Raw genomic sequence first — 14,670 nt, 5'->3', positions numbered from 1 at the left:
TGTTAAAATTCATATGCACGTATCACCTTTCACTTTTACTTGTTTCTAGACAATTCAAGTATAAAAGAAATCGGTGATCACGTGTATTTTTTTATGCAAATTGTACGCATACCCCAACAAATATTATAGAACCAAAAAACTCTCAAACCAATGAATCGGCTTGAGAGTTTGCGGTTAAATTAATATTGCAATTTAGTGTTGCTTAATCCATATAAAGAAATGCTCAATGTACCAACGCTGAGATCTAGGCGATTAACTTAGGCAAAATCCGTAAACTTTTTTCATCAAAGAACATGCCAATACCATATTATTCAACAACCTAAATAAGATTGTAGTATAATTCCATAAAATTAACTACTATGTACCACAAGTGGGTACTACTTTACTTCATATCACCATATAGCTCTCCCATTGGTTTCATAAAAATCTTATTGATCTCATCGATTACGAAACCTAGGCGTTGTTCCGCTTCCAACAACTTACTGATTCTCTCATTTTCTTGTATGCGCTTTGCCAGGTTTTGTAATTTCGTTATTTCCTCTTCTGTAGGTCTCTCGTTAGCCATTTGCTTTTTTTGTAAGCTCTCTTGCAATTTTCTAAAGTTATCGAAAAGTTTTTTTGTCATTTCATCTTCATTTATATGTTGATAAGCTTCTTTGAGCTGAATATACTCCTTACTTAACCGGATTTCCTTTTCCAGTTCAGTGGCACGTTCTCTAATTGTATCCTCTATAATCATTGTATTCATTGTTTTCCTCCTTCAATTTTCCATCGAGTTATTTTCAAACGTTTAGAAAAAAATAGCGACGATTCCAAAGAACCGTCGCCTTTCTTTTATGCTTTCACTGTAGGCAGAGGGATTTTTAACCATTCGTTGTAAAATGTATCTATATCGGGTTCAAAGTCTTTAATGATTGGGTACCATGGCGTGACGGCTTCTACCTCTAACTGAGTGTCGCACCCCGGACAGTAATATTCTCGAATTACTTGCCAATCCGTGTCCGGCGCCATTAACTTAGGATAAATCTCATTCATTTTTTCTTCTGTATCACGAACATATATATTCGCGTGTAACTTCCAATTATCTTTGTAGTCACAGAATTCATGTCCACAATCACACTTTACAATACGATCCCCGCTTGCCTTTTGCACGATATATAAGTGTAACCCAGCAGGAAGTATAATTGGATCATCCCACGTAACACGCTCCTGTAAAACGCTCATATACGTCCCAAAACGCTCAGGATCTTTATGGCTTGACATCATGTCCTTCAGCTCATAAAACTCTAATGTGCCATCAATTAATTCACCAATTTTTTTCTTATTGTATTTTGCCATTGTCCATACCCCCTCTTTTTTTATTTATTATCTTTAAACCTATTAATATGCGCGCCGTAAGTTGGTACATTCAAGTCTTCTTCATAGACCATCCACTCTTTAGGCAAGTCCCAGAATCCTTTGAACTCGTCTGTAAATTGTTCACTTAAAGCAAAGCTACCTGCATACATATGTTGTACTTGCGGCGATGCTTCTTTATTCAAGATTCTTTCTTTTTCTTGTTTCATCCATTCTTTCGCAGGAATACTACGTTTTGCTCGGTCCTTGCGTATTTGCGCACGAAGTTTAATTGTTTTAGCTTCATCAGCAGTATACTCTCCGTACTTTCCTTCTTTGACTGCAACACCATATACTTTTTCTGCGTAACGTGGCAATACATATCCAGCATTTATATCTTCCGCTACATTTTTCGGATCACGCTCGAGAGCGTCTCCAAATCCTGGACCTCCACGTAGATAGTTCATGATTACATCATAATCCTTAAACATTTCTTCTGTTGATACCGTCTGTCTATCGCGATGTATCGTTTTAGCTTCTATTACTGTATCCCATTCTGCATTGTCTGGATCAACATCTGCTCCTTGAGGGAAAGGAAGTTGCTTAGCAAATCTTTCTTTTAAATCTGTATCAAGTGCAGAGTAACGATATCCTGCTGCTCCAGGATAACCTCCCATTAAACCACAGTCTGTGGCCATATGTCCGCTACCCGCCACAAACATCGTCCAGTCATTCGTCCCCCAGCCTAATCGAAGTGATTGCCAACCGCTTCCACCACGATACTTACCAGCTCCGCCTGATCCAGGTAAAATTTGTCTACCTAGATAGACTAGCGGTTCAAGCATTTCCCAAATTTCCATGTCACCCATATCGCCTTCTGGATTCCAAAGTGCTGCCGAGTGGCTAATTCCATCTTTTACGGCGCTAGCTCCAACACCGGAAGCCGCACATTCAAAACTATTAATCGCATGGAGTTCGCCGTCTGGGCCAATTCCGCCGCCTTGTAACCAGTTAGTTGTATGCGCGTTACCAGCATTCACTTCTTCCAAATATCCTCTGGCAAAGTACGAACGGCTTAATCCTCTCCATAAAGGGGACCATGCTGCAACGAGTGAATGCCACGTGTTCGCATGCGCAGAACGAAGATCGTCTGGATTCAACCATGAACCTAGTGGAATACCAAATTCACTTGCATAATAAGCGCCGTCATTAATCCGATCATTTGGCGCGAGCGTTTGTGAAAGCATTACCCAAATACCAGAAGTGATTGAAACTGGTGTCGCATTAAAACTATGCCAGCCCCAACGATTTGTCCCCTCAAAATCAATTTCTAACTTGGCATCTTTATGAACCTTAATTTTTGAAGGTGAGTGCATGATTGAATTTACTTTTGCGTAATCATGAACTGGAAGATCCTTAAATGGTACGTCTACAAAAGATACACCACGATATTCTCCAGGGACTAGCATCGTTTTTACTTGGTTCACGAAGCCACGGCGACCGTCTTCGATAATTTCACGTATGAAACTTTTATAAACGTCAGGACCCTCTTCTTTAATTACATCTAATACCAAGTCACGTATCATATGACAACCAGCGACCCGTGTTTTTTCATCTAGCGTCCAATATTTCACTGCCCGTACTGAACGCGTACTTTCAAGTAGCCAGTCTTTTGAAAGGACATCGTTTTGTCCAATTTTCCGACAAGTTACTTGGTACCCATCCTCATATCGATTCACAGGACCGACCGACATACTACCCGGTGAACTTGCACCCGTATCAATAACGTGGGTTACGCCTCCAACCCAGCCTAATAGTTCACCTTCCCAAAAAATCGGAACGAGCGTATGAACATCACATGTGTGTACGTTACCAACATGATTATCGTTATTACAGAAAATATCTTTATCCGCAATACCCGGGTTCACTTCATAATCATTTTCAATCATATATTTAATAGCTGCGCCCATCGTTCCTACGTGAATAATAATTCCAGTCGAGGTAACAATAGAATCCGCATCCGGCGTGTATAAACTAAAGCACAATTCTCCTTCTTGTTCTACAATTGGAGAAGCTGCAACTTTTTTTGCTGTTTCCCTAGCATGGACTACTCCACCACGGAGTTTTGAAAATATTTTTTCAAAACGAATCGGGTCAGATTCTTTGAACGGTAGAGTTCTTAAACCAGCATAATGACCGGTTTCCTTACTAATTTCGTCTGTCTCTTTCCTCATTTGTTTCAGCGTTTTTCCGTCCCAACCGATTGGACCTCTAGACTGTTGAAATACACCCTCTTGTATATGCGTTGTTAATTCTTCTTGTTTTGTCGTCAATATCATTACCTCCCTATTATTTTATAAATTTAAATTGAATTAAAGTTCTTTAAGATGGAAGATACGATTCTCATCGAGATGTGCCTCAAATCCAGTAGGTACCACTAAAGTTGTTGCAGTTGACTCTAAAATAGAGAATGCACCGACAACGTTACCTGCTTTCATTTTTTCCATTTCATAAATATTTGCATCAATCCAGCCGTCAGTCCAATACACTTTACGTTTACCTAAAAATGCGTCCGCCGGCGGAGTCTTACCAGACAAAGGCTCTGTTGGTATTTTAGGTTTCGCTACCTGAACAATTCCACGAACAATTGCACCAGTGATACTGTAGCCTAATTCAGGTGATAATGCAGATTTGGCATAGACGCGCGAATATGTCTCTTCAAATGTTTTAACTAGAACATCCCAATCTTCAACCCCATTAAATCTTTCAAACGGAGCCTCAATTTCCAAATCGTTTAGTTGCCCTTGATACTGCATACGATAAAACAGGCGGAATTTAACCGTGTCTTCAGCATGATCATTTTTGTCGAATTCCTCTGCTACTTTCTCTTTCAATTCATCCCACGCAGATTGTAATACCTTTCCTGTATTAAGAATGACGCTAGAATCCTCTTTCTCAGCTACGTTAAGGTCTAACGTTTTATCATAACGATATTCAAAGTCAGCTGCTCCACATCCAAATGCTGAAAATCCAGCCGCCCAAGCAGGTACGAGAACATCTTCAAAGCCAAGGCCTTTCGTATAACCCGCTGTGTGTAACGGGCCCCCTCCGCCATAAGAGAAGCAAACATATTGAGCTGGTGAATATCCTTTTCCAAGTATCATTGACTCCAGATAGTTGCCCAATTGTGCTTCCAGTAGTTCAGTAACACCTAGCGCTGCATCCTCCACACTCAACCCAAGCGGGTCAGCAATTTGAGTTTTTACAGCTTCATAAGCTTTTTCTGGTGAAAGGATTATTTTCCCGCCGATAAAGTTATTAGGATTAATCAAACCTAATACAACGTGACAGTCAGAAACCGTGACAGTTTCAATTCCCCCTTCTGGATTACAAACACCAACAAGAGCTCCGGCACTATCCGGTCCTAACGTTAGATTTCCATAGTTAGGGTCCACGCGTACGTAACTTCCTGTTCCCGCACCAGTTGTATCCATAGAAACAAGCGGTAAAGAAAGTACGAGTCGAGCCATGTCTGGACTAGAATCAATAGCCAATTCACCCTGGGTAATAAGCCCAACATCAAAGCTTGTTCCGCCAATATCAGAGCATGCTACGTTAGGAAGACCTAAACTTTCTGCTAAATATTTGGCACCAACCATTCCGCCGATTGGTCCAGATACGCACGTTCTCGCCAATTCATTGGCTTGTATACTGATTGTCCCACCATGACTAGCCATAATACGCAAGTCAAAATCAGAACCAACTTCTTTCAACTTCGTGCCTATTTGTTCTAGAGATATACGCGATGGTTCAGCCGCATACGCTTCTACGATTGTTGTGTTTGTCCGATGCGATTCTTTTCGTACCGGATAATAATCAACAGAAGCAAAAACTTTAATATCTTTCTTTGCTTCTTTGACCATCTCAATCGCAATATCGCGAACCTTCCGTTCATGATCTGGGTATTTAAATGAATGAAGGAAACTAATAACAATCGCTTCCACATCCCGATCCAATAACTGTTGGATTGCTGGTCTAATTTCATCCTCATAAATAGGAATGATCATATTCCCATGCATATCTACTCTTTCAGTTATACCTACAGTTAAATTCCTAGGAACCAGTGGCGGATCAAAGTGATGCGTATTGATGTGAATTCGGTCAGCATAAGAATAGCCAAGATGGGATTGAACCGCACGCCCCATTCGATGATTATCTTCCATTCCCTTATTAAGAACTAAACCAACCCGTTGACCGACCCGTGAAACTAATCGATTAAGCATAGCTGTTCCAGAATAAACACCTGCAAGCAAACTAGGAAACTCCTTTTCCACTGTCGTATCCCAATAAGTTAAAGCGTCTTTTGCAGATTCCATAAGTCCAATAGATTCATCTTTTGGAGTCGTTTGAGCTTTACCAACAACGAATTCCCCTTTTTCATCAATAATGAATGTGTCTGTCATTGTACCACCGGCATCGATTGCTAGAATTTGCGATTTTGCCATTTAATGTCTCCCCCTTCGTTTTAATTACTATTTACTCTGGTTATTCAAGAGAACGTATTTCTTACACTTGTTGACCCTTCTTGAGTAACTTACAAACTATAGTTGCAAGACTCGTGCCAACTATCCAAAATCTATTAAAATCCCTTAAACGCGACAAAGTGTACTGAGTATTTCATATTTTTGTATTATAGTTGTATCGAATTGATACACATGTAGCCATACGGGTGTAGCGATATGGGTCTAGCTACGCCTTAAAACTATTTCCCCTATCTATAGTTGAAAACGAATTAGAAAATCAGCTCCCAATCTTCTAACTATTGTGAATAATGGAACCAGATGGTATTATTGGTTTAATGAGAAAAAATAAAGGGACTCATTTTTTCATCGTGATCTACCTACTAAAATAACTACCTATAACACACTTTCCTATTTGCCATTTGCCCACTGTTATTCTCAAAATAGAATCCCCATTAAAATAATTTAAGGAGGAAAAAGATTGCCAAATCCATTTTTATCAATTTTTTCTACTCACGATTTATTTAATAAGATGGAGGAAACACAATTATATTGGGAAAAGTTTGTATCAAAAGGAAAAAACTCAGATTTAAAGCCAGTGGTCCGTCACGATGTCTTAGATTCCTGGAAACGATGCAAAATAATCGGAGTAAATCCCCAAATAAAGCAAGCAAATGAAGCAATTAATAGAAATGAACTAGATGAAATCTTATCCGAATCAGCACTCTATCAAGTTGCCAAACCAATTATTGATAATATTTTTCACAAGTTAATCGGAACGGGCTATATGATTACGTTAAGTGATGAAGAAGGGAAAATGATTTATCTAAAAGGTGAATCAGATGTCATTAAACAAACAAGAAACACGAACTTTACTGTTGGAATGGATTGGAGCGAAAGTGCTGCTGGCACGAATGCGATAGGTACTAGTCTTATAACTAAAAAACCTATTCAAATTTTCGGTGCTGAACATTTTTGCGAAGGATTTCATTCAATGACTTGTTCCTCAGCCCCTATTTTTCAGCCTTATACAAAGAAAGTGATTGGTGTAATCGACTTCACTGGACTTTGGCATAATGGACAACCCCACACACTTCCTTTTGCTGTATCACTTGCACAAGTAATAGAGCAACAGCTTTATAATTTGCACAAAGAAAGTCACAACTATTTGGTCGAATTCTACTATCAAAGTAAACTTGAACGAAAAAACGATCTGATCCTCGTACTAAGTAAGGATTTGACCGTTATTAATTGCGATATAAAGTTAATGGATATATTCAACATAGAAAAAATGACCGATGTAAATGAACACACGTATTTTAATCATTTATTTAATAAAGCAGGACCGCAAGAAAGAAAATTGGTAAACCCTTCATGTACTTTATATGACACAGAAGTACATGGGTTAAAAGAGAATGAGATTGAAATCATTTACTTCAAAGGACAAGAAGTTGGATATCTGATTACTTTTCAAGATACAAATAAGAATACTTCAAGCACGTCACCTTTAATTGAATCTCCACGTGCTCTGCCAGTAATAGGGGAATCCACTCTATTTAAAAGCGTTTTACAAAAATGCCAAAAAGGATCTCAAGTAAATGTTCCTATTTTATTGCTCGGAGAAACCGGCACGGGAAAAGAAGTTCTCGCCAAGTACATTCATCAAGAAAGTCCACGGAAGGACAAGCCATTTATTGCATTAAATTGTGGGACTGTTCAAAAGGATCTGATTGCAAGTGAACTATTCGGTTACGAAAGCGGGACATTTACTGGAGGGACTAAAGGAGGTAAGAAGGGAAAGTTTGAAGAAGCACAAGGTGGTACGTTATTTTTGGATGAGATTGGCGAAATGCCATTAGACTTACAAGTCCATTTACTCAGAGTCCTTCAAGAAAAACAAATTGAAAAATTAGGTTCTTCAAAAACAATTGATATAGATGTTAGAATCATCGCTGCAACAAACAAAGATATACCTACAATGATAAACGAAGGTCTTTTCCGAGAAGATTTGTTTTTCAGATTAAATCTTGTAACCGTTGACATTCCCCCTCTTCACGAACGGAAAGAAGATATTTGGTTATTAAGTAATGAATTTTTAGTACAATTTGCACATAAACATAACAAACCCCCATCATTTTATTTGACAAATGAGACAGTAGATCTTTTTTCAACGTATAATTGGCCTGGTAATGTAAGAGAGTTAAGAAATGTTCTTGAATATGCTGTTATATATAGCAATACTCCTGCCATTGAGAAAAGTAATTTACCCGATTATTTGTTGAATGCTCCATATTCCCCGTTGATTGATGAAAAAAAAGCCAATAACCTATCAGTAATGGAGAACATAGAAAGGAAGAAAATAAGTGAACTCCTAGAAATTACAGACTATAATCTTTCAGCTGTTTCTAGGAAATTAAATATTGCACGATCCACTTTATACCGTAAACTTAAAAAGTATCAATTAACTAATGATACTAAAATCAGAAGGGGTTTTTAAAAAAGAGTCAATAAAACGCGGCCCTTACGTGTGAAGTGATGCACAATTCAGGAATAGATTAAATAAGGATAGATAAACAGCCAAGCAACCGGTGGAGAACCCGAGCTTGGCTGCTTTTTATTTGTAAAACCTGAATGAACCGTGCATCATTGAATTCAGAATAAAGTGCTTCACCTTAAATATAATTCTGAATGTTTTATTCCCCGCAAAAAAATACTATGAAAAATATTTGCACAGGTACTCTCTACTCCTTAAACACATGCTTCTTATGCCATTTCAAATAAGGCTTACTCGTCTCCGTCCGATTCACTTTCATTTTCCCATGCAGTCCATACTTCTCGTAATCCTCTATAAGAATACTAGATGAAATATGGATTTTCCCTTGTCCGTCAAACGCAATAAAGCCGTTATGATAAAGGGCGTCGTGGTTACGACAGAGCAGGATGCCGTTGTTTGGATCATTGCGTTCATTAGTCGTGCTGTCTTTCCACGGTTTTGCGTAACTAGCTTGCAGTAGTTCGGGTAGATCGATTTCGCACAATGCGCATTGATTGTGCCACAATGGTGAGAGTTCGTTTCGGAATCGTTGATGTCCTAGTCGTACTTTCGTTTTCGCTTCTGTTTCGGTTTCAGCGAGGAGTGGGGTGAGGAAATCGTGTTCCGTTTTCTGTACTGTTCCCATAACGAATTCCAATTGCTCTTCATCGATTTCATAGATGTTCAAGTCCGCAATCAGTTCGATGAGTTTAATCGTCAGTTCTTCATTGCATGGATAGAGATAGCCTTGATTTCCATTGGCATTGTCTTGAAACGGTGAATACTTTATCGGTAATAGTGGCTGAATTTCATTGAAAGAATCTGCAATCGTTAGTGGTTTTTCAAGTTCATAATAATCGACCTCTACTAAGTAGCCTTTCGCATGCTCGCTACCGAGAAGTGGAATCTCAGCCGGTCGCGGTTCTTCCCTATAACCTGACTTCACTACACTAATTGCGACAATCTCCCCTCTTACATAATGAAAGATTCGATCGCCTTCGCACACTTCTTTCATCCGTTCCCAGAAATGATGAACATTGCCTATACTGTCTTGTTGCAATGATCAAAGGATACCTAATTCTTTTTCTTCGTTATATGTACGTCCTTGCATGACGATGTAACTTTGCATCGTGCTTCACTCCTTTATAAGCTGCGGTGTTGGTAGGGATTGGCTCGATTCAACGTGACATTGGCGCGGTTTGTTCGGACTTTCGCTCGGAGGTTGCTGGGGTTGGCGCGGTTTTTCACATTTTTGGCGCGGACACATGCAAGGTTGGCGCGGTTTGATCGAACTTTCGCGCGGCGCTGTCAAGGTTTCGCGCGATTTTCTATAAAAAGTAGTACTAAGTCCCAAGAAAATCCTAAATTGTTTCGGACCCGGTACCTTTTAAGTGTCACTTATTTAATTTCAATTGAATGACGATATATTTAGTGTTATAATATAAAATTCATTTCCGGGTACAATGCATTATTAAACTTCACTAAAGCCTTTCTTTATTACCACGTTTTCTGTTATGATGTGCCACTTGACCTACTCCGCTTTTCATAAAGAATCACAAGAAATTTACAAGGGGTGTTTATTATTAAAACGGAGAACAAAAATAAATTGATGTTAACTCTATCATTTTTCGTATTGTTAATATCTCTTTTTATCCATTTGCTACATAGGGAATTCAATTTTTTGCAAGACCATTTACTATTAAATCGTATCGATACGATTTCTGGGAATTTATTAATTATCCAAAACATTCTTCTCTTTATACCTATTCTATTAGTTATACTCTCATTCATTCAGTACAAATTGAATAAGGAATCTACTTTATTGCCTTTATTGATCATACTATCTATGACTTTTAGTAGTATTTCGATTATAGCTGGAGGAAATGGTTTAGTAGAATATCACTTCTCTATTTTCATGGTGATTGCCATTATTTCATTTTATGATCAAATAAAGTTGATTGTTGTCAGCACTGTTATCTTCACAATTCAACACTTGGCAGGATATTTTCTAATGCCTGAATTACTATGCGGGGTATCGGATTATCGTTTTTCTTTGTTATTGATTCATGCATTTTTCTTACTATTAATTAGTGGTGCCACTGTTTGGTTCATCTACACAAAACAAGTGAATAATAAGAAGTACGAAGAAAAAGTTAAACTTCAACAAACGGCTTTGGAAAAAATTGTGAATAGCCTTAATGAAACTTCTGGAAGAATTCTAGATAATACGATTCAGCTCTCTACAGGATCAGAGGACCTTTCTGCGTCTGGACATGAAATTACTTCTTCGATACAAACGATAGCAACAGGAGCTACTGATCAAACCGAAAAACTACAACAGGGAGTTCGTAGCATTCAATCGAGGCTTTCTCAAATTCAACAGATTACCAGCCATGCAGAAACTGTAAATAGCAATGTCAAAACTACGATAGAGCAAGTGAACATAGGTAACGCTACCGTATCAACTATGGTTCAACAAATGACCAACATTACGAAGTCTTCTACTAACGTGAACGAATTGGTTCATGAGTTATCTATTTACTCATCAGACATTGATAGATATATAAGGTTAATTTCATCGATAGCTGAACAGACTAATTTGTTAGCCTTGAATGCATCTATTGAAGCTGCTAGGGCTGGAGAACAAGGTAAAGGTTTTTCTGTAGTGGCGGAAGAAGTTCGAAAACTGGCTACTGAATCCGATCAATCAGCTAAAGAAATTCAATCTGTTATACAGTCCATACAAGAACGAATCACCAATGTATCTAGTGGGATGGGCATTAATATTGATGAAATTGAAAAAGGGATGGAACATATTCAAGCAACACAAGATATATTTGAAACAATATCCCAATCTACAAATAGTGTAAGTAAACAAATTAACGATATTTCCCATTCATCATCTGAGTTATTGGATAGTTCTAACGAGACACAAGAAATCATGAAGTACATCTCGGAAATAACGTCTACTTTCGCTATGGATATTGACACAATTTTAGCAATTACTGAAAAGCAAACAGCTTCTACAAGTGATTTTAGTTCCGTTTCCGTATCGCTAAGAGAGTTAGTTGAGGAACTAAATGAAATTGTTACTGAAATCAATGCTTCTGTACTTGATGATTAATATTGGTCATGTATCCAAAATCTATGTATATGACCATTAGAACACACCGTATGTTAGATTCAGATTACAAAAAAGTACTAAAATAAAACAGCCTAACCCCTTTACTATCAAGCGGTTAGGCTGTTTTCTAAATTTTATTAACGATACTAGGTTCCAAGACAATTCAAAATTGCTCCAGAACCTGGGTCATTTTCTTCCTATTACTTAATATTGCTGATGGATTCTATGAAGTAAGAATTGTTGTTGCTTAATATTTTGCACTTCAAAAAGGAACTCGCCGTCGTGATACTCCGCATTAACCATTCTGCCTGGTAATACACCAACAGTTTTCATGTTTTTCCCATCCACTGTCGCTCTAAAAAATTTCTGTCTATCATCGTGGCTATTTTCAACAGAATACATGTACTTCTTCCCAATAAATGGAGAAATGATACGAAGATCAGTTACACGTTTTACATTCTTTCCGCTATAATTCATCCGATAGAGTGGTCTACCGTCTATATTGGATGTTCTATGGATGACGGAATAAATATATCCATCTCGCACAATAATCGAATCAATATTATACGCATTCGAAACGAGTGATATTACTTTTTTAGAACCGGCAATCTTAATTTTTGATAGACTATTTGTCTGATCCATATCATAAGGGTCATTACTACGTGATATCGATGTGACGAAGTAGAGCCACCCATTATGAACCGTGTACTCTTGAATATACCCTTTAGTTGTCAGGAGATGCTTATTCCCTCTACCATTTATACCAAGTTGATACATATTGTTCCCTGTATGATAATAAATTAAATCTTTTTCAATCAAAAAGTTACTGCTTGCCACTTGGGGATATTCTCTGATCATCTTACCGTCAGGAGAAAATCGCTGTAAAATATTTTCCTCTTCATTAAATGTAACAATAGAGTTAAGATACATATGAATATTTGTAAACTCACCTTTTTTGATCAAACGGAAAGTTTTCATGTCCCTACCCACTTTATAGATCCCATTAGGTTTATCCTGGAGATATCCATTATTCACATAATAAATACTACCGCTTTTCACCGCAAAACTATTGCCAGCGTGATTGTCACCTTTTAACACATCCACCTTGGCTGCTTCTGTTTGCATAGCGTTAGGAAACAGTAGCGCTAATGACAGAATGATCATTACTATACCCTTCCAACATTTCATTTGTACATCCCTCCACTTTTTAACATTTAGCATATCATGAAAATAAAGGTAAATCTATCTAATTTAATGAATATATATACCTAACATGAAAGGACCCTAGACTATATGGGTTACCTGGGTGGAAAACATTCATGTTTGTTAAAACGTTCAAGTTTCATTCTCACACAGGTACTTTTTTAATGATAAGTAAAATTTATTAGCAATACATTCCATCATCTGAATTTATACTGATTCCGAGCTGTATTGCATATATTAGAAATAAATACAATCAAGGGATGTGCTTACCTTTATAGAAAAAGCATTGCTTTTCATTATTATGTTGAGACTTATTTCAGGAAGTATTGAAATAACGGCTGCCGCATTAATGTTTAAGTTCAATGATTTGGAAAAAGCCTTTTATATTAATTCTCTCCTAGCCTTAGTAGGTCCCTTTATTTTAATTGTTACGACAGGAATAGCATTACATGGTCTGACTGAAAAAATCTCATTAACTAGAATGATTTGTCTTTTTGCTGGTATTTTTCTAATTCTTTTTAGTTTAAAATCAAAATAAAAGCGCTGATATGTACATATCCTCATAATTAAAGGTACCGGGTCCTCAGATGATTCTGAATTGTTTCGGGACCTGGTACCTTTTTAAAAATTTATTAGTAATACGTTCCATCGTCTGAATTTATACTGACGGTTTCACGACCATTTTCTGTCTCTACAATAAACTTATACCGATCAAACGTATACTTTTCTTTTGTAAAATAATCTTCACCTGTTGCTTTTGATTTGGATACATACGTAATTTTCAAGAAAGAAGGAGTTGAATATTGGGTATAGCTAAGTTTCAAAATAAGTTCCGCTTCTTCCCTAGTAATCTCAAAGTTTTTCTTCCCTGGTAATCTAAAATCAAAGTCATGCATCTTCCATTTTCCATCTTCTTTTTTAAAAACATAATCAACAAAAGAACTACTTGTTATCACATTGCTTATTTCAATTGTACTGACAGTCAGTGTATTTTTATCAGGTTGACTATACGTAAAACGAACGGATGGCTCAAACGTTAACATAGGAAACAAGAATGAATCACACTCCGTACAGACATACGGATAGTCATCTTTCAGTAAGCCATCTACTAAATATTTTGTCGCATACGGTAGTTGCTTCGAACGAATCTGATTATATGTTTGCTTATTATATTTTCCATCTAATCGAATTCTTTCGATTGTATAAGGTAAACGATTAACCAGATCAAGAACCTTTTCTTTACTCATTGCATCCGTGTTATCCGTAGGACCGATTTTCATCGCTCTATATAAGAATTCTGCATAGTGTGCACGCGTCACCGGCTTATTCGTGAGGAAACTTCCTTGATCCCCTCTTATCACACCATTGGAAGCCAGTGCACTAGCATGCAAAAATCCCCAGTGTGAACCATTGATATCATTAAAATAAGCAAATTCTTTCAAATTAAAATTAAATGCTATATCAAGCATCTTGGCCAATTGAATACGCGTAACTGTGGAATCAGGATTAAATTTACCATTTGCACTACCACTAATAATTCCTTTATTGTACAACTTCATAATAGGCGCATAATACGCATGGCTTTTTGGCACATCTTTAAAAACCAATTTATCCGAAGCTGGCTTAGGGAATTTTAACGCCTTATCTAATAGTATCGCTACATGCTTACGGCTAATATTTTCATTTGGACGAAACGTACCGTCAGGATAACCACTAATAAAACCTCTTTTTTTCATTTCTTGAATCGCTGCATAGTTCGAGTGTTTCTTAGATACATCTTTAAAATCTTGTGCAGATGCTTGATTTGAGCCTGCGTAAACGAGTGTTAAAACAAATACTAACGCAGTCCATAGAATAACTCGTGCTAATTTTTTCATGTGTTTACTCTCCTCTTTCATATTTTTGGGCTAACACCTACTATACTACCAATAATGTCACTAGTCGTATATAACTGT

At 37.3% G+C, this 14,670-nt stretch carries 9 protein-coding genes and 1 pseudogene; 3 read left to right on the top strand and 7 right to left on the bottom strand.

Annotation, left to right across the window (positions count from 1 at the left end; all coding sequences use genetic code 11):
• Window positions 1-382 precede the first annotated feature (382 nt).
• From CSV79_RS05925 to CSV79_RS05910, 4 genes are all read right to left on the bottom strand, one after another.
• The gene (locus tag CSV79_RS05925; protein ID WP_099688114.1) at window positions 383-748 is read right to left on the bottom strand and encodes a YlbF/YmcA family competence regulator; all 366 of its coding nucleotides are present in this window, start codon (window positions 746-748) and stop codon (window positions 383-385) included.
• 86 nt (window positions 749-834) lie between these two features.
• Window positions 835-1,338 carry an acetone carboxylase subunit gamma gene (locus tag CSV79_RS05920; RefSeq protein WP_099688113.1) on the bottom strand — a complete coding sequence of 168 codons (504 nt, stop codon included), beginning with the start codon at window positions 1,336-1,338 and terminating at the stop codon, window positions 835-837.
• 20 nt (window positions 1,339-1,358) lie between these two features.
• Complete coding sequence (locus CSV79_RS05915) at window positions 1,359-3,635, bottom strand: hydantoinase B/oxoprolinase family protein (RefSeq protein WP_233201380.1); 2,277 nt, start codon at window positions 3,633-3,635, stop codon at window positions 1,359-1,361.
• A 72-nt stretch (window positions 3,636-3,707) separates the two neighbouring features.
• A complete protein-coding gene (locus CSV79_RS05910; protein ID WP_099688111.1) occupies window positions 3,708-5,840 on the bottom strand; it encodes a hydantoinase/oxoprolinase family protein in 2,133 nt (710 codons plus the stop codon).
• Between the two features lie 496 nt (window positions 5,841-6,336).
• Here CSV79_RS05910 and CSV79_RS05905 point away from each other — a divergent pair, with 496 nt between their 5' ends.
• A complete protein-coding gene (locus CSV79_RS05905) occupies window positions 6,337-8,352 on the top strand; it encodes a sigma-54-dependent Fis family transcriptional regulator (RefSeq protein WP_233201377.1) in 2,016 nt (671 codons plus the stop codon).
• A gap of 244 nt (window positions 8,353-8,596) precedes the next feature.
• On the opposite strand, the pseudogene CSV79_RS05900 reads toward CSV79_RS05905, so the two are convergent.
• Window positions 8,597-9,517, bottom strand: a pseudogene (locus tag CSV79_RS05900) (HNH endonuclease).
• Between the two features lie 693 nt (window positions 9,518-10,210).
• On the opposite strand from CSV79_RS05900, the gene CSV79_RS05895 reads away from it, so the two are divergent.
• A complete protein-coding gene (locus CSV79_RS05895; protein ID WP_158232479.1) occupies window positions 10,211-11,512 on the top strand; it encodes a methyl-accepting chemotaxis protein in 1,302 nt (433 codons plus the stop codon).
• Between the two features lie 204 nt (window positions 11,513-11,716).
• Here the strand turns inward: CSV79_RS05895 and CSV79_RS05890 are convergent, their stop codons facing one another.
• Window positions 11,717-12,700, bottom strand: coding sequence for a DUF5050 domain-containing protein (locus tag CSV79_RS05890; protein ID WP_158232478.1), 984 nt, complete (start codon window positions 12,698-12,700; stop codon window positions 11,717-11,719).
• Between the two features lie 277 nt (window positions 12,701-12,977).
• Here CSV79_RS05890 and CSV79_RS05885 point away from each other — a divergent pair, with 277 nt between their 5' ends.
• Complete coding sequence (locus tag CSV79_RS05885; protein WP_199171873.1) at window positions 12,978-13,253, top strand: YqhV family protein; 276 nt, start codon at window positions 12,978-12,980, stop codon at window positions 13,251-13,253.
• A gap of 94 nt (window positions 13,254-13,347) precedes the next feature.
• Here CSV79_RS05885 and CSV79_RS05880 read toward each other — a convergent pair whose 3' ends face one another.
• On the bottom strand, window positions 13,348-14,592 hold the full coding sequence (locus CSV79_RS05880) for an S-layer homology domain-containing protein (RefSeq protein WP_158232477.1): 1,245 nt from the start codon (window positions 14,590-14,592) through the stop codon (window positions 13,348-13,350).
• Between the last annotated feature and the right edge of the window lie 78 nt (window positions 14,593-14,670).

The sequence above is a fragment of the Sporosarcina sp. P13 genome (assembly GCF_002743055.1).
Lineage (GTDB): Bacteria > Bacillota > Bacilli > Bacillales_A > Planococcaceae > Sporosarcina.
Note: the sequence above shows the minus strand (reverse complement) of the source record. Positions and strands in the feature narration are given on the sequence as shown.

Bases quoted from the DNA above. Each gene is read 5' to 3' on its own strand.
- CSV79_RS05925 (WP_099688114.1), bottom strand. From the start codon at position 748: ATGAATACAATGATTATAGAGGATACAATTAGAGAACGTGCCACTGAA.
- CSV79_RS05920 (WP_099688113.1), bottom strand. From the start codon at position 1,338: ATGGCAAAATACAATAAGAAAAAAATTGGTGAATTAATTGATGGCACA.
- CSV79_RS05910 (WP_099688111.1), bottom strand. From the start codon at position 5,840: ATGGCAAAATCGCAAATTCTAGCAATCGATGCCGGTGGTACAATGACA.
- CSV79_RS05890 (WP_158232478.1), bottom strand. From the start codon at position 12,700: ATGAAATGTTGGAAGGGTATAGTAATGATCATTCTGTCATTAGCGCTA.
- CSV79_RS05880 (WP_158232477.1), bottom strand. From the start codon at position 14,592: ATGAAAAAATTAGCACGAGTTATTCTATGGACTGCGTTAGTATTTGTT.